The sequence below is a fragment of the Roseixanthobacter finlandensis genome, assembly GCF_043195105.2.
Lineage (GTDB): Bacteria > Pseudomonadota > Alphaproteobacteria > Rhizobiales > Xanthobacteraceae > NCEH01.
This window is the reverse complement of the sequence record NZ_CM195536.1, coordinates 1,510,579-1,524,442: the sequence shown is the minus strand read 5'-3', so window position 1 is coordinate 1,524,442 and position 13,864 is coordinate 1,510,579. Positions and strand designations below refer to the sequence as shown.

General features: G+C 62.0%; 14 protein-coding genes. 4 read left to right on the top strand and 10 right to left on the bottom strand.

The genetic code is table 11. From position 1 onward, the window contains the following. Window positions 1-37: 37 nt before the first annotated feature. From V5G24_RS07050 to V5G24_RS07035, 4 genes are all read right to left on the bottom strand, one after another. Complete coding sequence (locus tag V5G24_RS07050) at window positions 38-223, bottom strand: hypothetical protein (protein WP_394085480.1); 186 nt, start codon at window positions 221-223, stop codon at window positions 38-40. A gap of 569 nt (window positions 224-792) precedes the next feature. After that, the gene (locus V5G24_RS07045) at window positions 793-1,215 is read right to left on the bottom strand and encodes a hypothetical protein (protein WP_394085479.1); all 423 of its coding nucleotides are present in this window, start codon (window positions 1,213-1,215) and stop codon (window positions 793-795) included. Window positions 1,216-1,433: 218 nt separating this feature from the next. Continuing rightward, the gene (locus V5G24_RS07040; protein ID WP_394085478.1) at window positions 1,434-1,931 is read right to left on the bottom strand and encodes a hypothetical protein; all 498 of its coding nucleotides are present in this window, start codon (window positions 1,929-1,931) and stop codon (window positions 1,434-1,436) included. Window positions 1,932-2,053: 122 nt separating this feature from the next. Next, the gene (locus V5G24_RS07035; protein ID WP_394085477.1) at window positions 2,054-2,767 is read right to left on the bottom strand and encodes a hypothetical protein; all 714 of its coding nucleotides are present in this window, start codon (window positions 2,765-2,767) and stop codon (window positions 2,054-2,056) included. 435 nt (window positions 2,768-3,202) lie between these two features. Here V5G24_RS07035 and V5G24_RS07030 point away from each other — a divergent pair, with 435 nt between their 5' ends. Next, window positions 3,203-3,409, top strand: coding sequence for a hypothetical protein (locus V5G24_RS07030; RefSeq protein ID WP_394085476.1), 207 nt, complete (start codon window positions 3,203-3,205; stop codon window positions 3,407-3,409). A gap of 651 nt (window positions 3,410-4,060) precedes the next feature. Continuing rightward, the gene (locus V5G24_RS07025) at window positions 4,061-4,612 is read left to right on the top strand and encodes a recombinase family protein (protein WP_394085475.1); all 552 of its coding nucleotides are present in this window, start codon (window positions 4,061-4,063) and stop codon (window positions 4,610-4,612) included. Between the two features lie 1,121 nt (window positions 4,613-5,733). Here V5G24_RS07025 and V5G24_RS07020 read toward each other — a convergent pair. The 6 genes from V5G24_RS07020 to V5G24_RS06995 all read right to left on the bottom strand — a co-directional run bounded on the left by V5G24_RS07020 (window position 5,734) and on the right by V5G24_RS06995 (window position 12,365). Then, window positions 5,734-6,111: a hypothetical protein gene (locus tag V5G24_RS07020; RefSeq protein WP_394085474.1), complete on the bottom strand. Its 378-nt coding sequence runs from the start codon at window positions 6,109-6,111 to the stop codon at window positions 5,734-5,736. 19 nt (window positions 6,112-6,130) lie between these two features. Continuing rightward, window positions 6,131-9,340 carry an efflux RND transporter permease subunit gene (locus V5G24_RS07015; RefSeq protein ID WP_394085473.1) on the bottom strand — a complete coding sequence of 1,070 codons (3,210 nt, stop codon included), beginning with the start codon at window positions 9,338-9,340 and terminating at the stop codon, window positions 6,131-6,133. Continuing rightward, complete coding sequence (locus V5G24_RS07010; protein ID WP_394085471.1) at window positions 9,337-9,699, bottom strand: P-II family nitrogen regulator; 363 nt, start codon at window positions 9,697-9,699, stop codon at window positions 9,337-9,339. Before V5G24_RS07010 ends, V5G24_RS07015 begins: the two co-directional genes overlap by 4 nt. Next, a complete protein-coding gene (gene ihpB / locus V5G24_RS07005) occupies window positions 9,689-10,633 on the bottom strand; it encodes a divalent metal ion exporter adaptor subunit IhpB (RefSeq protein ID WP_394085470.1) in 945 nt (314 codons plus the stop codon). The genes V5G24_RS07010 and ihpB overlap by 11 nt, the downstream gene beginning before the upstream one ends. Before the next feature lie 20 nt (window positions 10,634-10,653). Then, window positions 10,654-11,925 carry a TolC family protein gene (locus V5G24_RS07000; protein ID WP_394085469.1) on the bottom strand — a complete coding sequence of 424 codons (1,272 nt, stop codon included), beginning with the start codon at window positions 11,923-11,925 and terminating at the stop codon, window positions 10,654-10,656. Between the two features lie 65 nt (window positions 11,926-11,990). Then, window positions 11,991-12,365 carry a hypothetical protein gene (locus V5G24_RS06995; RefSeq protein ID WP_509292291.1) on the bottom strand — a complete coding sequence of 125 codons (375 nt, stop codon included), beginning with the start codon at window positions 12,363-12,365 and terminating at the stop codon, window positions 11,991-11,993. Window positions 12,366-12,492: 127 nt separating this feature from the next. On the opposite strand from V5G24_RS06995, the gene V5G24_RS06990 reads away from it, so the two are divergent. Together V5G24_RS06990 and V5G24_RS06985 are read left to right on the top strand one after the other, a co-directional pair. Further along, window positions 12,493-12,633, top strand: a complete 141-nt coding sequence (locus V5G24_RS06990) for a hypothetical protein (RefSeq protein WP_394085467.1) — start codon at window positions 12,493-12,495, stop codon at window positions 12,631-12,633. Between the two features lie 104 nt (window positions 12,634-12,737). Then, window positions 12,738-13,547 carry a nucleotidyltransferase domain-containing protein gene (locus V5G24_RS06985; RefSeq protein WP_394085466.1) on the top strand — a complete coding sequence of 270 codons (810 nt, stop codon included), beginning with the start codon at window positions 12,738-12,740 and terminating at the stop codon, window positions 13,545-13,547. The last annotated feature ends 317 nt before the right edge of the window (window positions 13,548-13,864 follow it).

Here is a 13,864-nt window from a genome sequence, read left to right as displayed (position 1 = left end):
GCCAAAGTGAGATAAGCGACCGCTTATTCACCTCCCGCTATCGGCAGCTAAACGAGCCGTCGTCGCCGATGAATTCGATTTGACACTCCTTCTTGAGCTCCAGCACCAGCTTGCCCTTGAAGGTGATCGAGCAGTCGCTCTTCACGATCCTGGCTGCGGCCGGCTGCGCCAGAAGCGCCATGGCGAGGCCAGTAGCGGCGAGTGTAACGATCCTAGCCTTCATCTTTCCGTTCCCTTCGAATGAGCACAACACATCAGCACAAGCGGCGCTTGAGCCCGACTGCGGATGCGCAAGATAAGCGCGCGGCTGAAGCCTAGCTTCGCCCGGGGTCAACTGGCAGGACAACGGGGCGCTTGTCGTCGCACCGGGTGTTGCCGAGTTGGCCCGCCGATCAAAGTGGCAGCTCGGACCCATTTGCCCCGGCCTGAGCGTTCGCATCGAACCGAAACGGTGCCTTCGATCGCTTGTCGGCAAAAATCCGATAGCCGGTGAACTGGATGATCAGTCAGGATGACCCGGACGAATGTCTAGTGGTGCAGCGGGTTCATCCAGCGGTTGGATGCGAGGGATTGCCGAGAAGTGCCTTGTTCAACCAGGGGTCCGATGATCAGCACGGGTGTCTTATGCTGGGAGTGCCAAAAATGATGGATATTGGCGCCGGCACTGTCAATCAACGCTGACTCTGCTTACTGCTCAACTAATCGCCTATGGCGCTGGGATTATTTGCTGAAACGCGCTCGACATGAGGCATCATCGCCGCCTTGGGAAGCGGCACGGCGCCGTTGGCATCGTCAGGGCATATTGTCTGGGTTGATGGTCATATCCTGACCGTTCTCGCCGACTGCCGGGGCTTTACCAACCACGTTCCTCGTTTCATCCTCCCGCGTGTAACCATTTTTACAGATGAGCTTGAAGTCAGCTGCGGTGGTGCCTTCGGGCGGCGCAAAACTTACGGTCGTGGTATCATAGGTGATGCCGGCACCCATGCCGAACAACGCCGTGAAATTGGCGGGCAGCGGCACCTCGCCATTCATGCCATCGGACGGATCACGCTGCATCGTGAACGTCACCGCATCGCCCCCTGGCTTACCGAGGGTTAGTTCGGTGACGCCGTCCTGAAACGCGATACCGGGGGTTGCCAGCAGAGTGCTTTTGCTCCCGGGTCGGCAGGTCAGTGTCGCGGTTACGTTGCCAGCCGGATCGGTCAGCGACATGCCGACGAAATCGGCAGCCTCACCCCCCGGAATGCCCAGTCCCCAGGTCAGGGTTGTCGCTGCGGTGTCAGCGTCCTTGCTTGTATCGCCACCCCCGCAGGCCGCCAGCGCAGCGAGAGCCCCACGCCCATCGCCGCTGAACGCACCATCGCAAATTTCGTCATGCGCCCCCCATTGCCTTGACCGAAGCGCACCTGCACGGTCGCTGGGTTCGCCTGTCAGCCGCCATTCGACTGAATACACTCGAAAAGGCGGTCCAGCGCCTTTGGCGCCGCTTTGTTGAGCGTCATTTCGCCGCCGCCGAAGCCGCCGTTCTTCAGCCGCACATTGAGGACGAAAGCCCCTTCTTGGGCGACCTTTTCCATATCGAAATCGACAAGCTGGAACCACATCCGACCGCCGTCGGACGTGACCGTCACATTGCGATTGCCGCTTGCCAGCACCAAGGACGAGCCCGGATATTGGCCCTTGGCGATGTTCCCGGCATTCACACTGACGTAAAAGCTGCCGCCGCTGGTCGAGCCGCCCATGACATAGGTTTGATTGCCGCTCTTGAGGATGGCCCGGCATTTGATCGCGCCGCCTTCGGGGGTCTGGTTGAAGGTCCAGCCGCCAACGGGCTGGCCATAGGGCTCCGACTGCGACCATGCTGTCGACGGTGCAACGATCAGGGCCAGGGCCGCGCAGGCTGTACGGAAGAGGGAGGTGTTGTGCATGGTTTTGCTATCCTGTTTGTTTGGGGTGGCAAATTTCAATTGAACGAGCGGCCCGTTCGGGGTCGCGCGCGGTAACGGGAAGGGCGCCCGATCGCTCGATCGGGGTGTGTCGCCCGCGGCGGCTAAGACGCCACCTGGCCCCATTCGCCCTTATCGTCCTTGGTCATAACGGTGAACGCCCCCGAATCGATCTCGAGCTGATCCTGACCGAGCTGATAAAACCACGAATAGCCCTGGAACACGCGCCAATAGGACATCGTACCGCCGTCATAGCCAAAGGAGCCGCATGCCGAACGCGGCTCGTCCTTGGGCGCCTTGGCGGATTCGGCGGCGCTCACATTTACGACCATCGCATCGGCGAGCCAGCCTTCGACATTGGCCTTGCGGACCTGGCATTTGGCGGCTTCGGCGGGAGTGGAGAAGGCCTCGCGCGCGACGCCCAGAATGGCAAGCTTCGGCTCGCCCTGGTCGGCGCCGCCGATCTTGACGACGGGCTCCTCCGATGGCGCGCCCTCGGCGAGCGCCGATGTCTCATAGCTCAATTCGGAAAGATGCGCACCGCCCGCGAAGGCCAGTTTGGCGGTCTTCTTGCCGCAACGCGCGGCGAGATACAGCACTACTTCGTCACCCGGCATCTCGGTTTCGTTGACCACCCACTCGCATCCTTCGGGCGCATCGGGGCGCTTGCCGTCGTCGAAGTTCAGATAATTGACCGCACGGCTCGCGCACAGTTTGGTGATCGGCAGACACGGGCCGTCATCGGCGCAGGGCAGACTTTCATCGACCACCGCCACGGATCGCGGCGCGTCGCTGTCAGCCTTGGTCGCATTGCCCATGGCGGTGTTAGCCGCAGGGTTGGCCGAATTGCCGCTGCATCCAGCCGCCACCCTATACGTTCGTCCAGCCGCAACTGGCCGGCTGGTCGGTTTCGGACTCGCCGGGCGCGCGCCTATTGCTTCTCCCGTCGTGGCACGATCCCGCGAGACGGAGCATTTCGCACGCCGAACGCGGTGGCTGGCCCATATCCGACGATCGCGCGAACCAACCGGAGGCTGAGTCCAATGAAGATCACGTCCAAACTGACGCTCGCTACGGCGATGCTGCTGTGCGCCAACGTCGCCTATGCGCAGGAAGTGCAGAAAGTCCGGGGCAACAAGACCTGCCCCGAAGCCGTCTAGAAAACTCGGGGCGGTTCAAAAGAGGATTGGCGCAATACACTGATTACCGAGCTTTCGAGCCGTACCGCAGGCTCGGTCGCGACCTATCAGGCGATGAACAACAATGCACTGGCTGGCGCCGGGGCATTGATGGTCTATCTGCGCACTGCCCATATACGCGATGACGCCACGATCAAGACGTTCAGCGTTGATGACATGCGCAACACGATGATCGCCGAGATCAACAAGGCGACCGGCAAGGCGGTGCCCGATCTCCAGCGGATGGGCAACTTCGCCCTGGTAAACCTCACCAGAGGGTAGATCACCTATTAACGTGAGCGCGTTCGGCCCGGATGGCGGTGAAGGTCATCGATATCCCGGCCGGACAGGCATTTGTCCTTGGATCAGCATAGAGCTTTCTGAAACCAGCATTGGTTTATCTGCTGCGCCGACGGTTGCTTCATATCCGACCGAGGGCATCAACAGCGCCTCAGGCATAACTCATACGTGGAGGATCGTCAGGGCTCAGGCCACCTGCCGACGCCGGCTATGGCAAAAGATGTCCGTTCAGGCGTGCGAAGCCCGGCTATACCGTGCTTGCCTGCCAGGACCTGCCTGTCGGCAAACGGTCAGGACTCTTCCGAAGGGCTTTGATGAATGAGTGTCTGACGTTAGGTGTGGGCAATGCGGTCGTGAATGTCGCCTTCTGGGTCTTTCTAGCTCCGAACCTTGCCGACCGAATGCCCGCATTGCACATCGGCCCGCCCAAAACCTGCCAGTCTGCAACCGGCCCCACACCGGACGTTCAGACGTGCAATCGGTAAGCTCTGCTTACGGCGCAGGAGGCGACTCGGATGCTCCTTCGATCAAAAGGAGAGGCTGTGTCTCAAAAATCAAAATATATGAGACGATATTTATGATCTGAAATATCAACGCGTTGACTGTCTCATAATATAGTCTCATAATGCACAAATGATTGTTGGCTACGCACGTGTCTCAACTGATGGGCAGACTTTAGATAGCCAGATCGAACACCTCAGGGCCGCCGGCTGCGAGAAGCTTTTCCAAGAGACGGCAAGCGGCGCGAAAACTGATCGCAGACAGCTGCGAAAATGCCTGGCGGCCTTGCGAGCCGGTGACACGCTTTTGGTCGTTCGGCTCGATCGCCTGGCACGCTCGACGCGTGATCTGCTCAATATTCTTGCCGAGATCGCCGAACGCGGCGCGGCCTTCAAGTCCCTTGGCGATGGCTGGGCCGATACGACAACGCCGCATGGCCGTCTTATGCTCAACGTACTTGGTGGCCTTGCCGAATTCGAGCGAGAGCTCATCAGAACGCGCACCGGAGAAGGCCGCATTCGCGCGAAGGCGCGCGGTGTGCGATTCGGCCGTAAACATGTGCTCTCGGCCGATCAGCGTGCCTTCGTTGCTAAGCGAAGGGCGGAAGGAGAGAGCGTGCGCGAACTCGCGCGAATCACAGGCGTGAGCAAGGCCACCACCAGCCGTATCGGACCTCTTGACTGAGGTCGCATTGCACCAGGAGATGACCTCGGCAGGAGTTCAGAAACCGGACACTCTTCAGGTCGAGGTAGTCGAACCTGCGAGAGGCGCCGCACCTGATGGCCTGGAGGCAGCGTGAAGCGGATACTTCTGACGTCAGAGCAACCTTCCGCTCCGAGCCTTTGTTGATGCCAGCTCTTCGAGACCACTCTGGCATGCAGATGCCGTGGGAGCCTCAGCTGACGTTCGTGAACTTTCGAGCAGCGACGACACTCAAAGCCATGCCAAAAGCACGACCTAAAGAGGCTTGGCGACGCCGATCCCATCGCGTTTGTTGAGGTCTTTGATAGATTCCTCGCTGCGTCATCGCTTTCGAGATCGCCTTCAGTGCCACGCCCTTCCTGGCGCGCCACTTTAGCTTCTCGAGTTCCTCATGTGTCCAGGGTGGGCGGTGCCGTTCAAGGTGGCGCGCGCATCGTCCTCGCGATTCCTTTCAATCTTTTTTCCATACCTGCATGCACTGATTGTATTGAATGCGGCAGTGAGTGAGCTCATGTTGCCGATACCATTTATACGTATCAACACAGGTCGTTCGCTTCTTTTCACAGTACATACGATGTTCTTTTGCGCTTGAATGCTCAGTATCTGCAGTTTGTGCGAATGACGCACTCACCATGATTAGGGAGAATCCAAGAATTACCGAGAGTTTCATGTCTGTCTTCCTATTGTGGACCAGTGCGGGCTTTGAGCCTGAAGGACGTCCCGTCTCCGCGCACTTCGCATCCGGCTGATCCCGAAGAGGCCAGGACGGCAGCGAAGCGCCCGGCAAGAGACGATGAGATCACTCTATTTCGCAGCTCCGCCGTGGCCGATCGACTGCGAGGTCGATGGCGAGGGGGAAAAGAACCCCGTAAAGAAGAACGGCGGCGGAGCCGATATCTAAGTGCTCTTCTCGTGAGTCGATGGATGACTGAGGCAGAGCTGCACATTCCAAAAGACATGCCTCTCCTTCGCCTTGTGACCTTGAGGCTTACCTTCTAGGGCGAGGGCCGGGATCGCAGATGCGATGAGCCCGATCGGGATCGTCGCCGCGGCCATGCGGTGGAAGATCTGGCATCCAGACATGATGAGCATCATTCCTATCTTCAGGGCGCGGAAAACTTCGCCTGGCCGGACTTTCCAGCGGCGGTCTTGATGACGAGGGTGACGACTGCGCCCTTCGCGATGGGAGCCGCAGCCTGGCCGGTGAGGGCGTTGCCGGAGGCGGCAAGCGGAAGGGTCCTGCGATCGCTGCCGGAGACGATCATCGCGGAACCCGTATAGCCCGTCGTGTCGACGGGTTTTCCGGCCTCGTCGAAGACATTGACCGTCACGGCCTGGCCAGACACCAGCAACTCCGCATGGACACCGGCGACGTCCTCCATGGGACCGCCATTGGGACCCTTCTGGTTGTCGTGGGCGTGCTGCGCCAAAGCGGGACCTGACAGTAGCACCGCAGCGGCGATGAAAATGGCTTTCAACATGCTTGTCTCCTTGTATTTGCTAGATTGAGGCGACCTCGGCAGCCGCAGTCGAAAGAGGTTCCGGCCGCTCGCTCTCACGCCGGAACAGGACGTAGAGCGCGGGCAGGACCAGCAAGGTGAGGATGGTGGAGGAGATGATGCCGCCAATGACCACGGTGGCGAGCGGGCGCTGCACCTCCGCGCCCGGCCCCGTCGCCAGCGCCATGGGCACGAAGCCGAGGGAGGCGACGAGCGCGGTCATCAGCACCGGCCGCAGGCGCGTCAGAGCTCCCTCGCGGACGGCATCGATGATCACCTTCCCCTCGGCCCGCAGGCGCTGGATGAAAGCGATGATGACGAGCCCGTTCAGCACCGCCACGCCGGACAGGGCGATGAAACCTATGCCCGCGCTGATGGAGAGGGGAATATCTCGCAGCAGCAGCGCCGCCACGCCCCCGGTAAGCGCCAGCGGCACGCCCGAGAACACCAGCAGGGCATCGCCCATGGACCCGAAGCTCATGAACAGCAGCAGGAAGATCAGCAGCAGCGCGATGGGCACCACGATGGCGAGGCGCTGGGTGGCGGAGACGAGTTGCTCGAATTGGCCGCCCCAGCCGATCCAGTAGCCCTCCGGAAGCTTCACCGTCTCGGCGACTTGCTTCTGGGCATCGGCGACGAACGAGCCGAGGTCCCGGTCGCGCACGTTGGCGCTCACCACGATGCGCCGCTTGCCGTTCTCGCGGCTGATCTGGTTGGGTCCGGGAGACACCGTGAGGTTGGCGATGGAGGAGAGCGGCACATAGCGGATCTGGGAGGTCGCAGCCGTCCCCCAGATCGCGCGTACAGCGTTGCGCTCGTCGTTCGCCGGTGGCAACGGGATTGGCAGGGCGCGCAACGCCTCGATGTCGGTGCGCAATTCCTCGGGCAGGCGTACCATGATGTCGAAACGCCGGTCACCCTCGAACAGGACGCCCGCCTCCTTGCCGCCCACCGCGATCTCGACCAGTTCCTGCACATCGGCGACGGAGACGCCATAGCGCGCCATGGCCGCCCGGTTCAGCGCCACGGTCAGCATGGGCAGGCCCGAGACCTGCTCGGTCTTCACGTCTGCCGCGCCGGGCACCGTCTGGAGCACCGCTTGCACCTGGCCGGCCACCTGGAGCAGGGTGTCGAGATCGTCGCCGAAGATCTTCACGCCCACGTCGCTGCGAATGCCGGAGATCAGTTCGTTGAAGCGAAGCTGGATGGGCTGGGAGAGTTCGTAATTGCTCCCCGCCACCTCTTCGGCGGCCTTCTCGATATCCTCCATCAATTCGGACTTCGGCTTCGATGGGTTCGGCCATTCCGAGCGGGGCTTCAGTATGATGTAGCCGTCGGAGATGGACGGCGGCATCGCATCGGTGGCGATCTCGGCCGTGCCGACGCGGGCGAAGATTTCCTTCACCTCCGGCACCTTCAGCAGGCGTTTTTCGAGAGCCTCTTGCATCTCGAGGGACTGCGTCAGGCTGGTGCCGGGCACGCGCAGCGCCTGGATGGCGGCATCGCCCTCGTCGAGGCTGGGGATGAACTCCCCACCCATGCGCGAGGCCGCGAGGCCGCTCGCGATCACCAGGGCGGCGGCCGCCGCGGCCACCACGCCGCGATAGGTGATGCAGGCATCCAGCAACGGCGTGTAGAGGCGCCGGGCGCCCCGCATGATGAAGTTTTCATCCTCGGAAACCTTGCCGGTCACGAACAGCGCGATGGCGGCGGGCACGAAGGTCATCGAGAACAGCGCGGCGCCGAGCAGCGCCATGAGCACCGTCACCGCCATCGGGGTGAACATCTTGCCTTCCACGCCCGTGAGCGTGAGCACAGGCAGATAGACCACGGCGATGATCATGGTGCCGAACAAGCTCGGCCGGATGACGTCCCTCGAACCCGCGAGGATGGTCTCGAACCGCTCTGCCCGAGTCAGGAGGCGGCCCCTCTTATGTTGCTCTTCCGCCAACAGGCGCAGGCAGTTCTCGACGATGATGACGGCGCCGTCGATGATGATGCCGAAGTCGATGGCCCCAAGGCTCATCAGGTTGGCGCTGACCTTGTTCTCCACCATGCCGGTGATGGTGAAGAGCATGGCGAGCGGGATGACGCAGGCCGTCACCAGCGCCGCGCGGATGTTCCCCAGCAGCACGAACAGCACGGCGATGACAAATAGCGCACCTTCGACGAGGTTCTTCTCCACCGTTGCGATGGTGGCTTCCACGAGGTGGGAGCGGTCGTAGACGGCGCGGGCGATGACGCCTTCGGGCAGCGAGCGGGAGATTGCCTCCAGGCGCGTCTCGACGCGCTGGGCCACCGTGCGGCTGTTCTCGCCAATAAGCAGCATGGTGGTGCCGAGCACCACCTCCTCTCCGTTCAGCGTCGCCGCGCCCGTGCGCAGCTCCTTGCCCTCGCGCACCTCGGCGATGTCGCCGATGCGGATCGGCGTACCGGAACGGCTGCCGATGACAATTTCCCGGATCTCGTCCGCATTGGCCACCTGTCCGGGCGTGCGGACGAGATATTGCTCGCCGTTCCGCTCGATATAGCCAGCGCCCACGTTCGCGTTGTTGGCGGTGAGCGCAGTCATCACGTCACGGAACGAGATGCGGTAGGCCATGAGCCGCGCCGGGTTCGGCAGGACGTGGAGCTCGCGTTCGTAGCCGCCGATGGTGTTCACCTCGACCACACCGGGCACGGTGCGGAGCTGGGGCTTGATGATCCAGTCCTGGATGGTGCGCAGGTCAGTGGGGCTGTAGGGCTCGCCGGACGGCTTCTTCGCCCCGTCCCTGGCCTCCACCGTGTACATGTAGATCTCGCCGAGGCCCGTGGAGACGGGCCCCATCGCGGTTTCGACGCCTGGCGGAAGCTGGTCCTTGGCCTGCTGGATGCGCTCGTTTACGAGCTGGCGGGCGAAATAGATGTCGGTCCCGTCCCGGAACACGACCGTCACCTGGCTCAGGCCGTAGCGCGACATGGAGCGGGTGTAGTCCAGCCCCGGCAGGCCACCCATGGCGGTCTCGACCGGGAAGGTGATGCGCTGCTCCGTCTCCAGCGGCGAGAAGCCGGGCGCGGAGGTGTTGATCTGTACCTGGACATTGGTGATGTCCGGCACCGCATCGATCGGCAAGCGCGTGAAGTTCCAGGCGCCGAAGGCCGCGATGCCGAGGCTGACGAGCACCACGAGCCAGCGTTGGCGGATCGAGAAGGCAAGGATGGCGTCGATCATCGCGACGCCTCCCGGGCCGCGCGTGCGCCAGCCTCGCGGATGCGGCTGAAGCCCTCGACGGGCGTCACGATGATGACGCCGTCCCCTTTTCGGCCGGTCCACCCGGCCTCTGCCACGATCCGGGAGATCGTCTCGACTGCATCCGTCGCGCAGACGATCTGCAACTGGAGGTGCCGCTGATAGACGAGGTCGGTTTCGCTCGCGAGATAAGTGCCGTCCGCCCCTTTCCCCCGGCCCTGGCCGCGGAGTTCAATTATGGAGAAGCCCGGGAATTCCGGTAGGTCGTGGAGCGCCTTCACGACGCGCGCCTCGAGGTGCGGATGGATGCAGGCGGTGACGAGCTTCATCTCAGTGCTCATGGCTGGCGCTCCCCTTGGCGAGCTCGGCCTTGATCACGAAGCTGTTGTTCGCTGCGTAGGCGTCCCCGGGCATCAGGCCGAACAGCACCTCGACCCGTTCGCCATCGCGCTCGCCCAGCTCCACGTCGCGGGGTTCGAAGGCATCGCCACTTCGAACGAAAACAATGCTGCGGCCGTCGATGGTCTGGAGGGCACTCAAGCGAACCGCGACATCAACGGCCTTCTCCGCCAGCACGATGGTGCCCACAGCGAACAGGCCCGGCCGCAGCCGCATCCCATCGTTGGGAATGGCCACGCGCGCCAACGCGCTCTGCGTGTCTGCGGCACCGATCGGCGAGACGTAGATGACCTGGCCCTGGATCAGCGCACCGCCGTCTTCGGGGTCGATCTGCACGGAATCGCCTACGCGGACCTTCGCGAAATCCTTCCGGTAGACGGAGAGATCCACCGACAGGGTGGAGAGCTCGGCGACGATGAAGGCGGGCTTCTGCTCGGAGACGTATTCTCCCAACGCCACGGCGCGATCCACCACGGTGCCCGAGATGGGGGACTTCAGATCGTATGTCGTGAGGCTCTGGTTGCTCTCGATGACGGCAAGGACATCACCTTTGTTGACCTTGTCCCCCAGGCGCTTGCGGACTTCCCGGACAATGCCGGGAAAGCGCGGCGCGACCTGGACGACGGCCTCCTGGTTCGGCTGAATCAACCCGTTCAGGCGGAGTTTCTGGCGCAAATGTGCCGGACCGGCGGTCTCGAGGCCGATGCTTGCGGCCGCGAGCTTGGCATCATTGAGCTCGACCGCTCCTTCCGCATGACCTTCCTCCTTTCCATGGTCACCCTCTGCGGCCTGGCTGGAGGTGACGGAGGCAGGTCGATCCTGCAAGAAATAGAGCGTGCCCGCCCCGGCCACGAGGCCGAGCAGAAGCAGCGCCATGTCGCGTCTCGCCGCGCGGCTCATTTGGATTTTCCTTTTGCGAACGTGACGGGCCGGCCCGTCAGCCCCTCGAGGGCGGCGAGGGCCGTGTGATAGGAAACGAGGGCATCGAGCTCGCGGAGCGTGGTTTCGGTTAGTGCTGACTGGGCATCCAGAAGTTCGAGCAGCGTGTAGCGACCCTCGGAATAGCCGCTCTCGATGCCCTGAAACGCGGTGCGCGCCTCCGGGATCGTTCCGGAGCGGAGGATCGCGATCTCGTCGTAGGAGGCCTTCAGAGTATCGTGGGCGCGTCCGATCTGTGAGATCAGGGCGCTGCGGACGACGGCCTCCTCGGCCTCCGCCTTCCGGAGGGATTCGTTTGCCTCAATGATCCCACCCTGGTTCTGGTCGAACAGCGGCAGCGGGACTGACAAGGAGAACACCATGCCGCTGTCCACGGTCTCGTTATAATGGCGATACCCGACGCCCAGAGTGACGTCGGGTATCGCCTTCGCCCGCGCGCCGCTGAGTTCTGCGCTCCGCTGAGCCTTGAGGGCCGTGAAGCGCGTGAGCTGAGGGTTTTCCTGGGATGCCTTGAGGATCCGCTGCAGCGGCGGGGGCGCGTTGACCTTGGCGAGGTTGCCCTTCACGGGGCCAAACTTCGCCTCGGACAACCCCATGAGAAGAGCGAGCTCCCTGCGAGACGTCGAAAGGGCAGCCTTGGCGCGGTCCATCTCGACCTTGGCGAGATCGGCGGCGACCCTGGCGCGTGAAATCTCCGCCGGTGAAGAGGCGCCAGCCTGGACGCGGTTCTGAAGGAGCGGCGCGAGACGTTCGATGGCGCCGACTTGTGTCTGGAGAACGTCGAGGCGCCGTTGAGCACTCAGTACAGCGACGAACACCGCGGTCGTCTCAGCGAGAACCTGAAGGCGCAGCGCTTCGCTTTCCCAGCGGGCGGCTCCCACTCCCGCATTCGCGGCTGCGATCCGGGCCTCCCGCTTTCCGCCGAGCTCCACAAGCTGGCTGACCTGGAGCGTCGTCTCGGCAAGATCGAGCCCCTGGTATGAATTTGTGCCGAAGGCATTCTCGACTTCGAGGGACAGGTTCGGATTTGGCAGCGCCGCCGCCTGAATGCTCCGGCCACCCGCGATGCCGATGTCACGCTCGGTGGCGGTCAGCCTCGGATTGGCGGCCAGGGCACTTGCCAGGGCCTGGGACAATGTGATGGGGCGCGGGGACGCGGCGAGCGTCTGCGGCGCATGAAGCAGCGCAAGCGCTGCCCCAAGCGCGAGCGCGAGGGCATGAAAAGACATGATCCGTTCCAAGCATGGGTCTGCATTAGCTGACGCAGAGCGTCAGCGCGCGACGTGCGGAAGGATCAGGCTCGGGGGGGACGCAGTTCGGTGCCGGGAACACGCCCCTCGACGAGGTTCTCGGATAGGATCTCGAGAACCATCGGGACGTGGGCGACCACAATCTCCAGGGGTGCATGGAGCACCGCTGCGGAGCAACCGTGGCAATCGTGGTCGGCGGAGGGCAAGGACGGCCCGTGGCCTGGAAGCTTCTTCTCGGCACCCTGGTCGAGTGCTCCGTCGCTCATCGAGACGAGGGCATCGACATCATCGACGTGGTGCGCAACCACCGGCTCGGCAAAGCCGCCGATAAGCAGGCAAAGCGTCACGGCGACAGCCACCATCCGGCGGATCGCCAGACGGGGAATCGCTCGCAAGGCATGTGCAAGGGTGCAGACCATGGACACAGGAAGACCCAAAGCATTGGATGGTGTCAAGCGACGAGACCGTTACGCGTCACTTTGACATGTGGGCACGCGGCCATCCGATCCGACGAAATACTCAGCCACTTCCAACGGCTTCGGCGTCATGGATGTGATGTCGGCATTCGCCGTGGTCGGCCAGGATCTCGATCACGCGGCATTCGGCGACCTTCCCGCGGGTGCAGCCGGCCGGCGCTTGATTTTCGAGGCACATCGGCTGCAGGGGCGTGTCACGATCTCGCGCTAAAGCGCAGTCGATCCCGGGTAAAAGCCGGGTAAGGCCGCCTCCGGAAACCGGGTAAAGGGAGGCCTGCAGAAAAGGAGACTATCGCCTTTAAGACCCTGAGAAACATGCCCCAAAAAATGTCACGCGATGCGGTCCAGCAGATCGACCAGACGCTGCAACGGATCGCGCAGGAGAACCACGCAAACATCGCTCTGGCCGTCGAATCAGGGAGTCGTGCCTGGGGTTTTGCCTCTCCAGACAGCGACTATGATTGCCGATTTATATTCATTCGGGGCATCGACCAGTATCTAAGGCTATCACCACCCCGCGACGTCATCGAAATTCCGATTGACCCCATATTTGATATCAATGGCTGGGATCTGGGCAAGGCGTTGAAGCTGATGCTCAAGGGTAACGCAGTCGTCATCGAATGGCTGCAAAGTCCGATTTCCTATTCCGGATCAGAAGAATTCAAAATCGAGCTACTTGCCTTCGCAACGAAATTTGCGAGCCGAGAGCTGATGACGCGCCACTATCTCCATCTTGGGCTTCGGCAGCGGCGCATGTACTTTGGAGACGGAAAGTATATTTCTTTAAAGAAGCTATTTTATGCCTTGCGTCCAGCAACGGCACTAAGGTGGCTGCGCTATCACCCCAGCGAGAGGGTGCCCCCTATGCACTTCCCCACGCTTATGGAAGAATCCGAGCCGCCGAAGGCGATTTGTGATCTGGTGAGTTCGCTAATGGAGCGAAAGGCGCAGACGCGAGAACTCGGCACCGAAATAATTCCATATGAAATATGTAGATATGTCGACGCAGAATTCGAGATGGCAACCCGCTTACTTGGCCCGTCAAGGGTGAGGCTCTCTCGGGAAGCGCATGAAGAGGCAGATGCATTTTTTTGCAGATGGGTTCGCAAATGCGCGACCATTTAAAATGGGACAAGCTCGACGCGCTTGAAAAGCTCGCGCGTTACTTCGCGCTATTCTCGGACCGAGTGCATAGGCAGGAAAAGGCCGAAAATCCGCAGACGCTGCTGATAAGTGAGCTTTAATGGCTCACGTTCTGAATGCGGCCGAAGGCAGGGCCGGAGAAACTCCCCGCGCACGCGTAAAGAGGGAAAGTCAGGACCGTCAGAGAGCACGGCCCTAGAACCGGTAATAAATCTGTCGAGGGTGTTCCTAACGGCAGCCTTGCCTTGACCATCCGTGGGCGCCGTGTGCCAACATGGGCAGAGGCGCGTTGAGCGCGG